Origin of the sequence: Paraburkholderia bryophila (genome assembly GCF_003269035.1) — a bacterium.
Taxonomy (GTDB): Bacteria; Pseudomonadota; Gammaproteobacteria; order Burkholderiales; family Burkholderiaceae; genus Paraburkholderia; species Paraburkholderia bryophila.
Genome location: NZ_QLTK01000002.1, coordinates 480,601 through 496,945, shown reverse-complemented (window position 1 = coordinate 496,945; position 16,345 = coordinate 480,601). Strand labels below are relative to the sequence as shown.

Annotated in this window: 16 protein-coding genes; 4 read left to right on the top strand and 12 right to left on the bottom strand. The window is 63.1% G+C overall.

What is annotated here, in order from left to right:
- Positions 1-26 precede the first annotated feature (26 nt).
- Positions 27-494, top strand: coding sequence for an NINE protein (locus BX591_RS05785; protein ID WP_111929730.1), 468 nt, complete (start codon positions 27-29; stop codon positions 492-494).
- A 22-nt stretch (positions 495-516) separates the two neighbouring features.
- Here BX591_RS05785 and BX591_RS05780 read toward each other — a convergent pair whose 3' ends face one another.
- The gene (locus BX591_RS05780) at positions 517-1,677 is read right to left on the bottom strand and encodes a PA0069 family radical SAM protein (RefSeq protein WP_111929729.1); all 1,161 of its coding nucleotides are present in this window, start codon (positions 1,675-1,677) and stop codon (positions 517-519) included.
- Positions 1,678-1,818: 141 nt separating this feature from the next.
- A complete protein-coding gene (locus BX591_RS05775; RefSeq protein ID WP_007180908.1) occupies positions 1,819-2,307 on the bottom strand; it encodes an Lrp/AsnC ligand binding domain-containing protein in 489 nt (162 codons plus the stop codon).
- 168 nt (positions 2,308-2,475) lie between these two features.
- Between BX591_RS05775 and BX591_RS05770 the strand changes: the two genes are divergently transcribed.
- Positions 2,476-3,762, top strand: coding sequence for a D-amino acid dehydrogenase (locus BX591_RS05770; RefSeq protein WP_111929728.1), 1,287 nt, complete (start codon positions 2,476-2,478; stop codon positions 3,760-3,762).
- Between the two features lie 118 nt (positions 3,763-3,880).
- Here BX591_RS05770 and BX591_RS05765 read toward each other — a convergent pair whose 3' ends face one another.
- From BX591_RS05765 to BX591_RS05740, 6 genes are all read right to left on the bottom strand, one after another.
- Positions 3,881-5,671: an acyl-CoA dehydrogenase gene (locus BX591_RS05765; RefSeq protein ID WP_111929727.1), complete on the bottom strand. Its 1,791-nt coding sequence runs from the start codon at positions 5,669-5,671 to the stop codon at positions 3,881-3,883.
- A gap of 103 nt (positions 5,672-5,774) precedes the next feature.
- Positions 5,775-6,710: an electron transfer flavoprotein subunit alpha/FixB family protein gene (locus BX591_RS05760; RefSeq protein ID WP_111929726.1), complete on the bottom strand. Its 936-nt coding sequence runs from the start codon at positions 6,708-6,710 to the stop codon at positions 5,775-5,777.
- Between the two features lie 22 nt (positions 6,711-6,732).
- Positions 6,733-7,482 (bottom strand): electron transfer flavoprotein subunit beta/FixA family protein, encoded by a 750-nt coding sequence (locus BX591_RS05755; protein WP_111929725.1) that lies wholly within the window; start codon positions 7,480-7,482, stop codon positions 6,733-6,735.
- Positions 7,483-7,733: 251 nt separating this feature from the next.
- A complete protein-coding gene (locus BX591_RS05750; RefSeq protein WP_111929724.1) occupies positions 7,734-8,531 on the bottom strand; it encodes a MetQ/NlpA family ABC transporter substrate-binding protein in 798 nt (265 codons plus the stop codon).
- A gap of 32 nt (positions 8,532-8,563) precedes the next feature.
- Complete coding sequence (locus tag BX591_RS05745) at positions 8,564-9,217, bottom strand: methionine ABC transporter permease (RefSeq protein WP_111929723.1); 654 nt, start codon at positions 9,215-9,217, stop codon at positions 8,564-8,566.
- Positions 9,207-10,241, bottom strand: a complete 1,035-nt coding sequence (locus BX591_RS05740) for a methionine ABC transporter ATP-binding protein (protein WP_111929722.1) — start codon at positions 10,239-10,241, stop codon at positions 9,207-9,209. Before BX591_RS05740 ends, BX591_RS05745 begins: the two co-directional genes overlap by 11 nt.
- Positions 10,242-10,481: 240 nt before the next feature.
- Between BX591_RS05740 and BX591_RS05735 the strand changes: the two genes are divergently transcribed.
- Positions 10,482-11,387 (top strand): alpha/beta hydrolase, encoded by a 906-nt coding sequence (locus BX591_RS05735; protein ID WP_176343015.1) that lies wholly within the window; start codon positions 10,482-10,484, stop codon positions 11,385-11,387.
- A gap of 20 nt (positions 11,388-11,407) precedes the next feature.
- On the opposite strand, the gene BX591_RS05730 is transcribed toward BX591_RS05735, so the two are convergent.
- Both BX591_RS05730 and BX591_RS05725 read right to left on the bottom strand, forming a co-directional pair.
- On the bottom strand, positions 11,408-12,211 hold the full coding sequence (locus tag BX591_RS05730) for an enoyl-CoA hydratase (RefSeq protein WP_111929721.1): 804 nt from the start codon (positions 12,209-12,211) through the stop codon (positions 11,408-11,410).
- A 101-nt stretch (positions 12,212-12,312) separates the two neighbouring features.
- Positions 12,313-13,236, bottom strand: coding sequence for a histone deacetylase family protein (locus BX591_RS05725; RefSeq protein ID WP_111929916.1), 924 nt, complete (start codon positions 13,234-13,236; stop codon positions 12,313-12,315).
- A gap of 199 nt (positions 13,237-13,435) precedes the next feature.
- Between BX591_RS05725 and mltB the strand changes: the two genes are divergently transcribed.
- Entirely contained in the window at positions 13,436-14,665 is a 1,230-nt protein-coding gene (gene mltB / locus BX591_RS05720; RefSeq protein WP_111929720.1) for a lytic murein transglycosylase B, read from the top strand.
- Positions 14,666-14,763: 98 nt separating this feature from the next.
- Here mltB and cysM read toward each other — a convergent pair whose 3' ends face one another.
- Both cysM and BX591_RS05710 read right to left on the bottom strand, forming a co-directional pair.
- Positions 14,764-15,666, bottom strand: a complete 903-nt coding sequence (gene cysM / locus BX591_RS05715; protein WP_111929719.1) for a cysteine synthase CysM — start codon at positions 15,664-15,666, stop codon at positions 14,764-14,766.
- A 284-nt stretch (positions 15,667-15,950) separates the two neighbouring features.
- Complete coding sequence (locus BX591_RS05710; protein WP_111929718.1) at positions 15,951-16,316, bottom strand: ComEA family DNA-binding protein; 366 nt, start codon at positions 16,314-16,316, stop codon at positions 15,951-15,953.
- Between the last annotated feature and the right edge of the window lie 29 nt (positions 16,317-16,345).

Here is a 16,345-nt window from a genome sequence, read left to right as displayed (position 1 = left end):
CCGCCCGCCACTCTAAGCTCGCCTACATGTCCACCCTTGCTTCGGCTTCACCGCGTTTCAGATCCAAGACGATTACTGCCGCGCTGGCCTTTTTCTTCGGCAGCCTCGGCGCTCACCGCTTCTATCTTTACGGCACGCGCGACATTTATGGCTGGGCACATCTGATCGGCACGCTGATCGGCATTCCGGGCGCCATGCTGGTGGTGGCCAGCGAGCGCGCCTCGATGCTCGGCTGGGCGCTGGCGTTTTTCGGCGCCGTTTCGCTGCTCTCGGCGTTTCTCGCCGCGATCGTCTACGGCCTGCGCCCGGATGAAAAGTGGGACGCGCAATTCAACGCGCAAACCCAGCGCCAAAGCCGCTCCGGCTGGACGGTGATCTTTATCGTGATCTTTTCGCTGTTGATCGGCGCCTTCCTGCTGATGACCGGTCTCGCCATCTCATTCCAGACCTATTTCGAAGGTCAGGAGCAAGCGGCCAAGGCGCTGTCGCAGTAATCGCCCTTCGGTCACGCCCGCGCTAAAAAAGATCCAGTTGAGGATTCTCGCGCGCCGGCGGTTCGGCACGCGTCGGCGCGACCGGCCGAAAGTGCGACATATCCAGAATGCCGCGATCGCGCCGATTCAGACCCAGCCGTCGCACGGCCTTGTGGAATCGCTGCCTGAGCAGGTCCGCCCACAGACCCTCGCCTTTCATGCGGGTGGCGAAATTCGCGTCGTAATCCTTGCCACCGCGCATATCGCGCACGCGGCTCATGACCCGGTCCGCGCGATCGGGGAAATGCGCCGCGAGCCAATCTTTGAATAGCGGCGCGACCTCCCACGGCAGACGCAACACGATATAGCTTACATTGCTCGCGCCGGCTTCCGCACACGCTTCCAGCACGCGCTCCATGTCCGGTTCCGTGACGAACGGAATGACCGGCGCGATGCTCACGCCAACCGGAATGCCCGCCTCGCTCAACGTACGGATGGCGCGCAGCCGCCGTGACGGCGTGGCCGCGCGAGGTTCGAGCGTGCGCGCAATCTCCGGATCCAGCGTGGTGATGGTAATGGCCGCCATGAATTGCCCGCGCGCCGCCATGGGCGCGAGCAGATCGAGATCGCGTTCGATCAGCGACGATTTGGTGATCGCCGCGAACGGATGGTTGCGCTCGCTGAGCACCTCGACAACCCGACGCGTAATGCGCAAATCACGCTCGACAGGTTGCCACGCGTCCGTATTCACGCCGAGCGCGATCGGCTCCGGCACGTAAGACTTCTTCGACAGTTCGCGCTCGAGCAACGCCGGCGCGTTGATCTTCGCGTAGATCCGGCTTTCGAAATCGAGTCCCGGCGACAAGCCCAGATAACTATGCGTGGGCCGCGCAAAACAATAGATGCAACCATGCTCGCAACCGCGATACGGATTCAGCGACACGCTGAACGGAATATCCGGCGACGCATTGCGCGTGAGGATGGTCTTGGCCCGCTCCTCGAAGACCTGTGTGCGCAAGACCTTCGGCTCGCCATCGTCGTCTTCCGGGACCGAAACCGATCGCCAGCCGTCGTCCACGGCTTCGCGCTGGTCGACTTCGTAGCGGCCTTGCAGGTTCGTCACCGCGCCGCGCCCCTTGCGGGGCGCCGGCGGGGCGACGGGAAATTCGGGAATGCTGTCGAAGTCGGGATCGGATGAGGTCACGGCTGAAGAGCACGGAGAACGCGGGGCAGGTCAAAACAGAAACGGCGCAAAACACCTGTACAAATATACAGTGTTTACGCCGTTTGTCGAGTACCGCCAAGCCGTAATAAAAGCGCGTTAACCGCCGGCTCCGACAATCCGCTAATCCCCCACCGCGATCGTCAAGGTTTCCTTGATCTCTTCCATCACCACGTAGCTCTTCGACTGCACCGCACCGGGCAATTGCAACAGGATGTCCCCGAGCAACTTCCGGTAATCGGCCATCTCGCCGATGCGCGCCTTGATCAGATAGTCGAAATCGCCGGAGACCAGATGACACTCCAGCACCTCGGGGATCTTCTGCACCTCGCGGCGGAACTGGTCGAACATGTTGCCGCTTTTGTGATCCAGCGTGATCTCGACGAACACCAGCAGCGCCGCGCCCAGTTCAGCCGGGTTCACGCGCGCGTGATAGCCGGTAATCACACCGTCGCGCTCCATCCGCTTGACCCGTTCGATGCACGGTGTGACCGACAGTCCGACCTGTTCGGCGAGGTCCTTCATGGCCATCCGGCCGTCCTGCTGCAGCAGGCGCAGGATCTTGTGATCGAGTTTGTCGAGGGCCCGGACCGGTTGGCGTTGTGTGCGCATGGTGTATTTGCTGAAAATCTTGAAAATACAATAACAAAACCTGCCTGACTGTTAATAGTATAGCGGTTAACACTAGGCGATCCGCGCTGCACCTCGTGAATCAAACGAATGCCAACGAATCGACGCACGCGGCGCCCATCCAACCTCTATTGAACAGTCGGAGCAGTTATGCGAGTCGTCGTTTTGGGCAGTGGCGTCGTCGGGGTGACGAGCGCGTATTACCTGGCGCGCGCGGGTCACGAAGTGACCGTGATCGATCGCGAGGCCGGCCCGGCGCTCGAAACCAGCTTTGCCAACGCCGGCCAGATCTCGCCGGGCTACGCGTCGCCGTGGGCCGCGCCGGGCGTGCCGCTGAAGGCCGTCAAGTGGATGTTCCAGAAACACGCGCCGCTGGCAATCCGTCTCGACGGCACGCAGTTCCAGTTGCAGTGGATGTGGCAGATGCTGCAGAACTGCACGTCGTCGCGTTATGCGGTGAACAAAGGCCGCATGGTCCGCCTCGCCGAGTACAGCCGCGACTGCCTGCAGGCGCTGCGCGCCGAAACCGGCATTCAGTACGAAGGCCGCACCGGCGGCACGCTGCAGGTGTTCCGCACGCAGCAGCAATTCGACGGCGCCGCGAAAGACATCGCCGTGCTGCAGGAAGCCAACGTGCCGTATGAACTGCTGTCGGCGGCCGAACTGGCCCAAGCCGAGCCGGCGCTCGCCGCGGTGTCGCACAAACTGACCGGCGGCCTGCGCCTGCCGGGCGACGAAACCGGCGACTGCCAGATGTTCACCACACGCCTCGCGGCGCTGGCCGAGCAACTGGGCGTCAAATTCCGCTACAACACACCGATCGACGCACTCGCCATGGCCGGCGACCGTATCGCCGGCGTGCAGTGCGGCAGTGAACTGGTGCGTGCGGATTCGTTCGTCGTCGCGCTCGGGTCGTACTCGACCAATTTCCTGTCCGGCCTCGTGAAGATTCCGGTCTATCCGCTCAAGGGTTATTCGATCACCGCGCCGATCGTCAACGAAGCGGCTGCGCCGATCTCCACCGTGCTCGACGAAACCTACAAGATCGCGATCACGCGTTTCGACGACCGGATCCGCGTCGGCGGGATGGCCGAGATTGTCGGTTTCGACAAATCGCTGCGCCAGGCGCGCCGTGAAACGCTGGAACTGTGCGTGAACGATCTGTTCCCGGGCGGCGGCGACACGTCGAAGGCGAGCTTCTGGACCGGTCTGCGCCCCATGACGCCGGACGGCACGCCGATCGTCGGCCGCACGCCCGTGCCGAATCTGTTCCTGAACACGGGTCACGGCACACTGGGCTGGACCATGTCGTGCGGGTCGGGTCAGTTGCTGGCCGATGTGATGTCGGGCAAGCAACCCGTCATCAAGGCGGACGATCTGTCGGTGCATCGTTACCTCGGCGAAAGCAGCGGTGCGCATCGGCCGGCTTATGCTTAAGGTTTGACGACGCGACGTACGAGGTTCGTGCGAGTCGCGAGAGAGCAAAAAAGCGCCCCGTGGGGCGCTTTTTTTATGCCGACGCTTTAAACGTTGAGCGTTACGCGGTGAAACAACCTCAAAACTGATCGTCCGACAAAGCCAGCACGCTCTCGCCGCCCTTCGCGCTGACAATCGACGCCTCGAACGCCGACGCCAGCGGCAACACATGCTCCGCATAGAACTGCGCGGTCGCGATCTTCGCGCCGTGGAACGCCGGATCTTCGTCGCGCTTCTGCGTGGCCGCCAGCAACGCACGCGCCATCTGCCAGCCGCCCAGCACCACACCCGCGAGTTTCAGATACGGCACGCTGCCGGCAAACACCGCGTTCGGATCGCCCTTGGTATTGGCCAGCACGTAGTCCACCGCCGAACTCAGCGCGTCGTGGCCTTGCGCCAGATACTTCTTCATCGAATCGAACGCCGGACCTTGTTGCGCGCCGAGCGCTTCGACCGTGCGCGCCACGTCGGCGAGCAGCGACTTCGCGACCTTGCCGCCGTCGCGCAGCGTCTTGCGGCCGATCAGGTCGTTGGCCTGAATCGCGGTCGTGCCTTCGTAGATCGGCAAAATGCGCGCGTCGCGGTAGTACTGCGCCGCGCCGGTTTCCTCGATAAAGCCCATGCCGCCATGCACCTGCACGCCGAGGCTCGTCACGTCGATGGAAAGCTCCGTGCTCCAGCCCTTAACGATCGGCACGAGGAATTCGTAGATCGCCTGGTGTTCGGCACGCTTCGTTTCGTCAGGATGACGATGCGCGATGTCGCAATGCGCCGCCGCCACATAAGCCAGCGCGCGCGAGGCTTCGGTGAGACCGCGCATCGTCGCGAGCATGCGGCGCACGTCCGGATGCTGGATGATCGCGACCGGCTGCTTCGCGGAGCCGTCCACAGGACGGCTCTGCACGCGATCTTTCGCATACGCGACCGCCTTCTGATACGCGCGATCCGACACGCCCACGCCCTGCATGCCGACCGCGAAACGCGCTGCGTTCATCATGATGAACATGTACTCGAGGCCGCGATTTTCTTCGCCGATCAGATGGCCGATCGCGCCGCCGTGGTCGCCGAATTGCAGCACCGCGGTCGGGCTCGCCTTGATGCCGAGCTTGTGTTCGATCGACACGCAATGCACGTCGTTGCGCTCGCCGAGCAAACCGTCTTCATTGACGAGAAACTTCGGCACGATGAAGAGCGAGATGCCCTTCACGCCTTCCGGCGCATTCGGCGTGCGCGCCAGCACGAGATGGGCGATGTTCTTCGCCATGTCGTGCTCGCCCCACGTGATGAAAATCTTCGTGCCGAACAGCTTGAACGAGCCGTCGCCCTGCGGCTCCGCGCGCGTGCGTACGAGCGCCAGGTCGGAGCCGGCTTGCGGCTCGGTCAGGTTCATGGTGCCGGTCCATTCACCGGAAATCAGCTTGGGCACGTAGGTTTGTTTTTGCGCTTCGGTGCCGGCGGTGAGCAACGCTTCGATCGCGCCGTCGGTCAGCAGCGGGCACAGTGCGAACGACAGGTTCGACGCGTTGAGCATTTCGACGCACGGCGTCGCGATCAGCTTCGGCAGGCCCTGGCCTTCGTAATCCACCGGATGCTGCACGCCTTGCCAGCCGCCTTCGCTGAACTGACGGAACGCGTCCCTGAAGCCGGGCGTCGCGGTGACCACACCGTCTTTCCAGCTACTCGGATTGCGATCGCCTTCGACGTTCAGCGGCGCCAACACTTCGCCGCACAGTTTCGCCGACTCGTCGAGCACGGCCTGGGCCGTATCGAAGTTAGCGTCTTCGAAGCCCGGCAGCGTCGCGATTTCGTCGAGACCGGCCAGTTCTTTCATCACGAACAGCATGTCCTTGATGGGCGCCGTATAGCTCATTTCAGTTCTCCTCCTGTCTTCGATATAAAAAGGGCGCTGGACTTGATCGGTCCCGCGCCCTTCGCTGTTGCTGCCAGACGCCTTATAGACGGCGCTGCGGCGTTTAGCCGAGTTCGCTCACGAGCTCCGGCACGACCGTGAACAGATCGCCCACCAGACCGTAATCGGCGACGCTGAAAATCGGCGCTTCCGGATCTTTATTGATCGCGACGATGACCTTCGAGTCTTTCATGCCGGCCAGATGCTGGATCGCACCCGAGATACCGACCGCCACGTAGAGTTGCGGCGCGACGATCTTGCCGGTCTGGCCGACCTGATAGTCATTCGGCACGAAGCCCGCGTCGACCGCCGCGCGCGATGCGCCGAGTGCCGCGTTCAGCTTGTCGGCCAGCGGCTCCAGAACCTTGGTGTAGTTCTCGCCGTTGCCCAGACCACGGCCACCCGAGACGATGATCTTCGCCGAGGTCAGTTCCGGACGGTCCAGCTTCGTCACTTCACGGCTCACGAAAGACGAGATGCCGCTATCTGCTGCCGCTTCGATCTTCTCGACCGTTGCGCTTCCGCCTTCCGCCGCCACAGCGTCGAAGCCAGTCGAACGAACGGTAATGACCTTGATCGGGTCAGCCGATTGCACCGTGGCGATCGCGTTGCCTGCGTAGATTGGACGCTCGAACGTATCGGCGCTATCCACGGCCGTGATGTCGCTGATCTGCGCGACGTCGAGCTTCGCGGCGATACGCGGCGCGACGTTCTTGCCGTACGCGGTTGCGGGCGCGAGGATGTGCGTGTAGTTCTTCGCGATGTTCAGCACCGTGGCTTCGACGTTTTCCGCGAGGCCCGCTTCGAGTTGCGGTGCGTCGGCGAGCAGCACCTTGCCGACGCCGGCGATCTTTGCTGCCGCGTCTGCCGCGGCTTGCGCGTTATGACCCGCCACCAGCACGTGAATATCACCGCCGATCTTCTGCGCGGCGGCGATCGTGTTCAGCGTCGCGGCTTTAATCGACGCGCCGTCGTGTTCTGCAATAACCAGATTCGTCATTTCGTCTGTCTCCGCGTTTCTCTTAAAGCACCTTGGCTTCAGTCTTCAGCTTCTCGACCAGCGTCTTCACGTCCGGCACCTTCACACCGGCGGAACGCTTGGGCGGCTCGACGACTTTCAGCGTCTTCAGGCGCGGCGACACGTCAACGCCAAGGTCTTCCGGCTTGATCGTTTCCAGCGGCTTTTTCTTCGCCTTCATGATGTTCGGCAGCGTCACGTAGCGCGGCTCGTTCAGACGCAGGTCGGTGGTGATCACGGCCGGCAGCGTCAGCGACAGCGTTTCCGCTCCGCCATCCACTTCGCGCGATACGGTGGCTTTACCGTCGGCCACGACTACTTTCGACGCGAACGTCGCTTGCGGCAGATTCGCCAACGCAGCCAGCATCTGGCCGGTCTGGTTCGAATCGTCGTCGATGGCCTGCTTGCCGAGGATGACCAGTTGCGGCTGTTCCTTGTCGACCAGCGCCTTCAGCAGCTTGGCGACCGCCAGCGGCTGCAGTTCTTCACTCGACTCGATCAGGATCGCGCGGTCCGCGCCGATCGCCAGCGCCGTACGCAGCGTTTCCTGCGATTGCGTCACACCCGCCGACACGGCGATCACTTCGGTCGCCACGCCCGCTTCGCGCAGACGCACGGCCTCTTCAACCGCGATTTCGTCGAACGGATTCATCGACATCTTCACGTTCGCGATGTCGACACCCGTGCCGTCCGACTTGACTCGAACTTTCACGTTGTAATCGACCACTCTCTTCACTGGCACCAGGATTTTCATGCACACGCTCCAAAGTTACGAATACGTCAACCCAGCGAACATTATAGCGACTGCCCTTACGGCAACCGCGTCGCGGGCGCTCTAGCAGGAGGATATCGCTCCTCAGCGGCGTGACGGCAATAACGAACGATCGTTCTATTTTAATCTCGAAAAAACCCGGGTGACAACCCCGGGTCCCGATCCACGACTCTAATTTTGCATTGCCGTCGTGTCTTACTACGTTTGACTTACTGCGTATGGGGGATGCCGGATCACCACGCGGTGATCACCGAGCCGCCGAATTTCGTCGCCACGAACTGCTTCACTTCCGGCGAATGGTACGCGGCGACCAGTTTGGCGACCCACGGTTTGTCCTTGTCTTCCGCGCGAATCGCGATGATGTTCACGTACGGACCCTTCGGGTCTTCAGCGGCGATTGCGTCCTTCTTCGGGTTCAAGCCCGCTTCCATCGCGAAGTTGGTGTTGATCGCGGCGGCGTCCACGTCGTTCAGCGAACGCGGAATCTGCGCCGCGTCGAGTTCGACGATCTTCAGCTTGCGCGGATTGTCGACGATATCGAGCGGCGTCGCCTTCAGGCCGGCATCGGCACGCAGCTTCAGCAGGCCCTCCTTCTGCAGCAGCAACAGGGCGCGGCCGCCGTTGGTCGGATCGTTCGGCACGGCAATCTTCGCGCCCGGCTGCAACTCGGCGAGCGTCTTCACTTTCTTCGAATAGATGCCCATCGGGTACGTGACCGTATCGGCGATACGGATCAGCTTGTAACCGCGGTCCTTGACCTGCGCCTGCAAGTACGGGTCGTGCTGGTAGCTGTTCGCGTCCAGATCGCCGGCGGCGAGCGCAGCGTTCGGCTGCACGTAGTCGGCGAATTCGATGATCTTGATGTTCAGACCGTTCTTTGCCGCGACCGTCTTCACGACTTCCATGATCTGCGCGTGCGGACCGCCGGTGACGCCGACCTTGATCGAGTCTTCGGCCTGAGCCGCACTGGCGGCGAACAGCGACGCGGCGCCGAGCAGGGCGGCGAGCTTGAGAACCAAACGACGTTGCATGATGGACCTTTCCAAACCTGATGTTTCTGTTGTTATTTATGGCTCAAACGACGCACGAGCCAATCCCCGAACGACTGCACCAGTTGCACGAAGACGATCAGGATCACCACGACCGTCAACATCACTTCCGGCAAAAACCGCTGATACCCGTAACGAATGCCCAGATCGCCCAGACCGCCGCCGCCGATCGCGCCGGCCATCGCCGAATAGCCGACCAGCGAGACGAACGTGATCGTCAGCCCCGCCACCACGCCCGGCAGCGATTCCGGCAACAGCACCTTGAAGACGATCTGGCTGGTGGTCGCGCCCATGGCCTGGGCCGCTTCGATCAGCCCGCGGTCGACCTCTCGCAGCGCGGTTTCGACCAGACGCGCGATGAACGGCGCGGCGGCGATCGTCAGCGGCACCACGGCAGCCATCGTGCCGATCGACGAACCGACGATCAGACGCGTGAACGGAATCACCGCGACCAGCAGGATGATGAACGGCGTCGAACGCACCGCATTGACGATCACGCCCATCACACGATTCACCGTGATGTTCTGCAATACGCCCTGACGATCGGTCAGGTACAGCAACACGCCGAGCGGCAAGCCCACCGCCGCGCCGACCAGTCCGGAAATGCCCACCATCACGAGCGTTTCCCAGAACGACTGGACGAACATATCGAACATTTCACTCAACATACGAGAGCTCCTCCACCACCACACCCTGTTCGCGCAGATACGTCAGCGCCTGCGCCACCTTCACCGGTTCGCCGCCCGCGAGCACCGCGAGCGAGCCGAACGTCTGCCCCTGGATCTCGTCGATCTGGCCGTGCAGGATGTTGAAGTCGAGTTCGAAGCGGCGAATCGTCTCCGACAGGATCGGCTGGTCGACGCCCGAACCGGTGAACGCCAGACGCAGCAAATGGCCACGGCCCGTCTTGAGACGTTCGGCGACACGCGCTTTCATGGCGGGCGGCAGTTCCTGCGCGATCACGTCGCCGATCAGGGCGCGCGTGACCTCGTGATGCGGTTGCAGGAACACGTCGATTACCTTGCCCTCCTCGACCACACGGCCCGCGTCCAGCACCGCGACGCGATCGCAGACCTGCTTGATCACGTCCATCTGGTGGGTGATCAGCACGATCGTCAGGTTCAGTTCGCGATTGATGCGTTTGAGCAGATCGAGAATCGCGCGGGTGGTTTCGGGGTCGAGCGCGGAAGTGGCTTCGTCGGAGAGCAGCACTTTCGGCTTGCTCGCCAATGCACGCGCGATACCGACGCGCTGCTTCTGGCCGCCGCTGATCTGCGCCGGATAACGGTCTTTCTGCGCCGACAGGCCGACCAGCTCCAGCAGCGGCAGCACGTTCGCTTCGATTTCGGCGCGCTTCACGCCGGCGAGTTCGAGCGGCAACGCCACGTTCTCGTACACGGTGCGCGACGACAGCAGATTGAAGTGCTGGAAGATCATGCCGATTTCGCGGCGCGCCTCGCGCAGTTGCGCGGCGGGCAGCGTGGTCAGATCGCGGCCGTTGACGACGATGTTGCCCTCGGACGGACGCGTTAGCAGGTTGAGCGTGCGCACCAGCGTGCTCTTGCCCGCGCCGCTTCGGCCAATGATGCCGAACACTTCACCCGCCGGGATCGACAGATTGACGTTGTGCAGCGCCTCGACCCAGCCCCGGGGTCCGGCGAAACGCTGGGAGATATTGCGTATTTCGATCATGGAAAAACGAAACGGCGGAGTTTGTCTGCGAGCGTTGTGTGCTCCGGACAAGCGGCCGCCGTTGCTTTTATTGGGATTTGAGGCCGCAATTCTACCGCAGCGACGTCATTCCCTTTAATAATCAATTGCGCGCTTTTTATAACCTGAGAGCATTAGAGGCCTGCCCGGCACGGGATGCTCGCGTGCATCGCGTGCCAACGACTATGATCGGGCGGAACAAAATCAGGATAGACGACGGCCATGGAGACATCCCAACACAGCACGCTGCGGCCCACCGACGGCTCGCGGACGAACGGCGCGGCGCGGCGCGGCTCGGTGACGACCGCCGACGGCATCACGTTGCCGCTCTACCGCTGGCAGCCGACCGCGCCACTGCGGGCGACGGTGGCGCTGCTGCATGGCCTCGCCGAGCACGCCGGGCGCTACGCCGCGCTGGCTGCGCGGTTGAACGCGGCCGGCATCGAACTGGTCGCGATCGATCTGCGCGGTCACGGCGAAGCGCCGGGCAAGCGCGCATACGTGAACCGCTTCGACGACTATCTGCTGGATGCGCAGGCGTTGCTCGACGCGGCGGCGCAAAGTTGCGCGCCGCTCTTTCTGATGGGGCACAGCATGGGCGGCGCGGTGGCCGCGCTCTACGCGATCGAGCGGCTCGGCGCGACTGACCGCCGCCTGAACGGGCTGATTCTGTCGAGTCCAGCCCTGGCGCCCGGCCGCGACGTGCCGCGCTGGATGCTCAAGCTGAGCCAGCTGATCAGCCGGTTGTGGCCGGGCTTCCCGGCGATGAAAATCGACGCCGCCTTGTTGTCGCGGCTCGAACCGGTGGTGAACGCCAATCGCAACGATCCGCTCGTGCATCACGGCGCGATTCCGGCGCGCACCGGCGCGGAGTTGTTGCTGGCGATGGCGCGGATCGAACAAGGTCGTACGGGTTTGCGCGTGCCGCTGCTGGTGTATCACGGTACGGCCGACAAGCTCACGGAACCCGACGGCAGCCGCGCGTTCGGTCAGTTCGCGGGTTCGCCGGATAAGACGCTCACGCTGCACGACGGCAGCTATCACGAGACGATGAACGACCTGGATCGCGATCGGGTGATTGGGGCGCTGATCGAGTGGATTGAGAAACGGGTTGTGGCGAGAAGTTGAGCGAAAGCGGCGGGACGCGCCTAGTCCTTCCAGTCCGGCGGCCGCTTTTCGATAAACGCCTGCACGCCTTCGAGCGCAGATTCATCCATCATGTTGCAGGCCATCGTCTGGCCGGCGAGCTGATACGCCGCTTCAATGCCCATCTCGAGCTGGCGATAAAAAAGCCCCTTGCCCGCGCTCACCGCTTCGACCGGTTTCGCGCAGATGCTTGTGGCGAGCCGCGCGATTTCCGCGTCCAACGCGTCGGCCGGCGCCACGCGATTCACCAGACCTTGCTGCTTCGCCTCGGCGGCATCGATGAAATCGCCGGTCAGCAGCATCTCCAGCGCCGCCTTGCGCGACAGGTTGCGTGACAGCGGCACCGACGGCGTCGCGCAGAACAACCCCAGATTCACGCCCGACACCGCGAAGCGCGCCGTCTCGGCCGCGACCGCGAGATCGCACATCGCGACCAGTTGACAACCCGCCGCCGTGGCAATGCCCTGCACCCGCGCGATCACCGGTTGCGGCATGCGCTGGATCGTCATCATCAGTTTCGTGCAGCGGGCGAACAGCGCCTGGTAGTACGCCAACGACGGCGCCGCGCGCATCTCCTTCAGATCGTGACCCGCGCAGAATGCGCGCCCCGCACCCGCGATCACGACCACGCGCGCCACCGACGACTGCGCGATGTCGGTCAGTGCCACCTGCAATGCGTCGAGCAGCGCCTCGGAGAGCGCGTTGAATGCGTCGGGCCGGTTCATCGTCACCAGTACGACACCCGGCATGCCATACGCGCCGTGTTCGATCTCGACTAATGAAGCGTTGCGCACGTCGGCAGTCATGGCTCGGTCCTGGTTGAATTCACACACGCCGCGCGTGGAGCGCACTGCGCGTTGGCGGCAGCATGCCGCATAGCGGTTCCGCGGTTCTGCGCCTTTGCGCCTCAGATCCCGGCCAGCGCACGCACGTGCGCAACCACGCTGCGTCCGAGCGCCGACAAGTTATAACCGCCCTCGAGACAACTGACGATGCGCCCGCGCGCATAACGCTTCGCGATCTCGCGCATCTGGTCGGTGATCCACGCGTAGTCGTCTTCGACGAGACCCATGTTGCCGAGATCGTCTTCACGATGCGCGTCGAAACCCGCGGAGACGAAGATCATCTCCGGCTTGAATTCGTGCAGACGCGGCAGCCACATCATGTCCACCACCTCGCGCACTTCCATGCCTTTCGAGCGCGCCGCCATCGGCACGTTGCACATGTTCGACGCCTGGTTGTCCGCGCCGCTGAACGGATAGAACGGATGCTGGAAGATGCTGCACATCAGCACGCGCGCGTCGCCCGAGAAAGCCGCTTCGGTGCCGTTGCCGTGATGCACGTCGAAATCGATGATCGCGACGCGCTCCAGGCCATGCACTTCGAGCGCATGACGCGCGGCGACCGCGACGTTGTTGAAGAAGCAGAAGCCCATCGCGCGCGCCGGCTCCGCGTGGTGGCCCGGCGGGCGCACGCTGCAGAACGCGTTGTCGTAACGGCCTTCGATCACTGCGTCCGTCGCGGCCACCGCCGCGCCCGCCGCGCGCAACGCGGCCTGCAAGGTGTGCGGGTTCATCGACGTATCGGGGTCGATCTCGGCGAGACCTTCGACAGGCGAACGATCGCGAATATAGTCGACGTGAGCTTGCGTATGCACGCGCAGCAGCGCGGCTTCGTCGGCGAGCGGCGGCGACTCGCGCTCGATCAGCGAGTCGATGCGGCTCGCGATCAGCTGATCTTCGATCGCCTGCAGACGCGCGGGGCATTCGGGATGCCATTGCCCCATATCGTGCAGCAGACAGTCGGCGTGGGAATAAAAACCTGTTGCCATGATTCTCTTCTGCGGCGCGGCACCGTGATGCGCGCGCGGCGTGTCTCCATCCAGGGCACGCGCCCTCGGCGCGCCAACATTCATCAAGTTACCACACGACGCGGGTACGACATATCCACCACAGTTTTGCAGAAGGCCTCGGGTATACTGCCCCGAACCGTTTTTCCCTGTCTCCTGCGCACCGCGCCTTCAGCTCACTATGACCGTCAAGCTTGCTCTGTCTGCACGAAACCGGCTACGCACCAAAACGGTAGTCGCCGCACTATCCGTCGTATCGTGCATGTTCATGGCAACCCCTCCGGCGCAGGCGCAAAGCGCCGGCAAGAAAGCGCCGGTGCAGATCGCGCAAAGCCAGCCGCAGCCCGCCGTGCCGCAAGGGCAAACCTTCGAAGAAGAAATCGTCCCGCAGCGCTACGCGAACAATCCCGCCGTAGACACGTTCATCAACGACATGGTCGCGCGCTACGACTTCGACCCCGACGCATTGCACGCGCTGTTTTCGCACGTGAGCTATTCGGCGACCGCGGTCAAGCTGGTGACGCCGTCGCCCTCGCCGTCCATCAAGAACTGGCGCGTCTATCAGTCGCGCTTTCTCGACCAGATCCGCATCAACGCCGGCGTGCGCTTCTGGCGCGCCAACCAGGCCACGCTGCAACGCGCGTACGACGAGTTCGGCGTGCCGCCGGAGGTGGTCGTCGGCATTATCGGCGTGGAGACGATTTACGGTCGCTTCATGGGCAACTTCCGCGTGCTCGACGCGCTGACCACGCTCAGCTTCGACTATCCGAGCACCGCCAATCGCGCGGATCGTCAGGCAACCTTCCGCAAGAATCTCGAAGACTACCTGGTATGGACGCGTGATTCGCAGATCGACCCGACCACGGTGCTCGGCTCGTACACCGGCGCGATCGGCATTCCGCAGTTTCTGCCGAGCAGCATCGTTCAATACGCGGTGAGCTACGACGGCAACAAGCAGATCGACCTGCGCACCAACCAGGCGGATGCGATCGGCAGCGTGGCGAACTATCTGCGTCAGAACGGCTGGGAAAGCGGCCGGCCGGTGGTGTGGAAGATCGGCACGGACGCCGGCAGTCTGGGTGTCGCGCAAGCCGCCGCCGACGGCCAGCCGGAACCCCATTGGCCGCTCGACCAGTTGCTGCGTGCCGGCCTGCTGCTGAACGAGCCGGATGTGGACGTCGCGGCCGAAGCCGGTACGCCGGTTACGGTGGTGGACCTGCCGTCGCCGGGACGCGGCACCGAGTACATGCTGGGCTTGAAGAACTTCTACGTGCTGACGCGCTATAACCGCAGCTTCTTTTATGCGCTCGCGGTTTATCAGTTGGGTCAGCGCGTCAAGGCGCAGATGGAAGCGAGCGACGCGGCAAGCGCCGTCAGGAACGCAACGCCGCCGGTGGCAGCTTCACAGTAAATCCACCGGTTCGCGTCATATCGCACGATGAATAAAAAAGCGCCGGTCCTCGTTGAGAGGACCGGCGCTTTTGCCTTCGTTCGAGCGAAGTGGCGAACTCAGGCGGGAAACACGCCCGTGGACAGATAGCGGTCGCCGCGATCGCAGACAATAAACACGATCGTCGCATTCTCGACCTGACGCGCAACGCGCAGCGCCACTTCACACGCGCCGCCCGACGAGATGCCGGCAAAGATGCCCTCCACCGCCGCCATACGACGCACCATCGCTTCCGCTGCGGACTGGCTCACGTTCTCGACGCGATCCACGCGGCTGCGATCGAAAATCTTGGGCAGATAGGCTTCCGGCCATTTGCGGATGCCTGGAATACGCGAGCCTTCTTCGGGCTGCGCACCGACGATTTCAATCGCCTGGTTCTGTTGCTTCAGATACGTGGACACGCCCATGATCGTGCCGGTCGTACCCATGGACGACACGAAGTGCGTAATGCGCCCTTCGGTATCGCGCCAGATTTCCGGACCCGTACCTTGGACGTGCGCGGCCGGATTATCCGGATTCGCGAACTGGTCGAGAATGATGCCCTTGCCTTCGCGCTGCATCTGCTCAGCGAGATCGCGGGCGTATTCCATGCCGCCGGTGACCGGCGTGAGAATGATCTGCGCGCCGTACGCGGCCATGCTTTGACGGCGTTCGATCGACAGATCTTCCGGCATGATCAGCACCATCTTGTAGCCGCGAATCGCGGCCGCCATAGCCAACGCAATGCCGGTATTGCCGCTGGTCGATTCGATCAGCGTGTCGCCCGGTTTGATGCGCCCGCGCGCTTCCGCTTTCTTGATCATGGACAGCGCCGGACGATCCTTCACCGAACCCGCAGGGTTGTTGCCCTCGAGCTTCGCAAGGATCACGTTATTGCGGCTGCGGATCTCGTCGTCGGGAAGCCGCACAAGTTGCACGAGCGGCGTATTGCCGATCGTGTCTTCAATCGTTTTGTAAGCCATGTCGTTTCTGGTGCCGTCGCTGCGGGGAGTCTTCAATCCATCGATTCTAAACCACCGTGCCTGCGGCTGCCGTGCGGCCCTTCTGGCCGCATGGATGCAGGCGCGCGCATCATTCAACGCGCATGGCGCGAACCACGCAAAAAGCCCGCGGCAGCAACCGCGGGAGCCAGTCATCTGGATGACAGCTGAAGGAGTGGGCTGAACAACTCCGAGGCCATGAAGGGGTACGACGCGAGCGGGCCGCGTGCGTGACAAGGCACGCCACGGACGCGGCCCGCGTCGGGCTATTTCTTTACCGCCACGGTGGTGTTGGCTTTGGGTGCATTGGCCGGAGCGGCCGCGCCTTTGGTCGATGCAGACGCCGCAGCTTGCGCGTTAGCAGCCGCGCCAGCCGGACCGACAGCGAGACCCTCCGCCTGCAGGCGCTCGACGGTATGCCCGCCCATGCCTTTGACGCGTTTGCCGAGATCCGCCGGGTCCTTGAACGGACCATGCGCTGTACGCTCTTCGAGAATGGCTTTCGCTTTGGCAGGACCGATGCCCTTGATGCCGCGCAGCGCGTCTTCGTTAGCCGTGTTGACGTCGACCGCCGCATACGCGTGGCCGAAAGCGGCGAGCATCGCCGCGGTAACCAGAATTTTTCGAAACATATGGAATCTCCCTCGTACAACCGGTTGGC

What these genes read in the sequence shown, in the direction of transcription:
- BX591_RS05730 (WP_111929721.1), bottom strand. Translation starts at nt 12,211, where the DNA reads ATGACTGCCGACGTGCGCAACGCTTCATTAGTCGAGATCGAACACGGC.
- BX591_RS05710 (WP_111929718.1), bottom strand. Translation starts at nt 16,316, where the DNA reads ATGTTTCGAAAAATTCTGGTTACCGCGGCGATGCTCGCCGCTTTCGGC.
- BX591_RS05725 (WP_111929916.1), bottom strand. Translation starts at nt 13,236, where the DNA reads ATGGCAACAGGTTTTTATTCCCACGCCGACTGTCTGCTGCACGATATG.
- BX591_RS05735 (WP_176343015.1), top strand. Translation starts at nt 10,482, where the DNA reads ATGGAGACATCCCAACACAGCACGCTGCGGCCCACCGACGGCTCGCGG.
- BX591_RS05755 (WP_111929725.1), bottom strand. Translation starts at nt 7,482, where the DNA reads ATGAAAATCCTGGTGCCAGTGAAGAGAGTGGTCGATTACAACGTGAAA.
- BX591_RS05785 (WP_111929730.1), top strand. Translation starts at nt 27, where the DNA reads ATGTCCACCCTTGCTTCGGCTTCACCGCGTTTCAGATCCAAGACGATT.
- mltB (WP_111929720.1), top strand. Translation starts at nt 13,436, where the DNA reads ATGACCGTCAAGCTTGCTCTGTCTGCACGAAACCGGCTACGCACCAAA.
- BX591_RS05750 (WP_111929724.1), bottom strand. Translation starts at nt 8,531, where the DNA reads ATGCAACGTCGTTTGGTTCTCAAGCTCGCCGCCCTGCTCGGCGCCGCG.
- BX591_RS05745 (WP_111929723.1), bottom strand. Translation starts at nt 9,217, where the DNA reads ATGTTGAGTGAAATGTTCGATATGTTCGTCCAGTCGTTCTGGGAAACG.
- BX591_RS05740 (WP_111929722.1), bottom strand. Translation starts at nt 10,241, where the DNA reads ATGATCGAAATACGCAATATCTCCCAGCGTTTCGCCGGACCCCGGGGC.
- BX591_RS05760 (WP_111929726.1), bottom strand. Translation starts at nt 6,710, where the DNA reads ATGACGAATCTGGTTATTGCAGAACACGACGGCGCGTCGATTAAAGCC.
- cysM (WP_111929719.1), bottom strand. Translation starts at nt 15,666, where the DNA reads ATGGCTTACAAAACGATTGAAGACACGATCGGCAATACGCCGCTCGTG.
- BX591_RS05770 (WP_111929728.1), top strand. Translation starts at nt 2,476, where the DNA reads ATGCGAGTCGTCGTTTTGGGCAGTGGCGTCGTCGGGGTGACGAGCGCG.
- BX591_RS05775 (WP_007180908.1), bottom strand. Translation starts at nt 2,307, where the DNA reads ATGCGCACACAACGCCAACCGGTCCGGGCCCTCGACAAACTCGATCAC.
- BX591_RS05765 (WP_111929727.1), bottom strand. Translation starts at nt 5,671, where the DNA reads ATGAGCTATACGGCGCCCATCAAGGACATGCTGTTCGTGATGAAAGAA.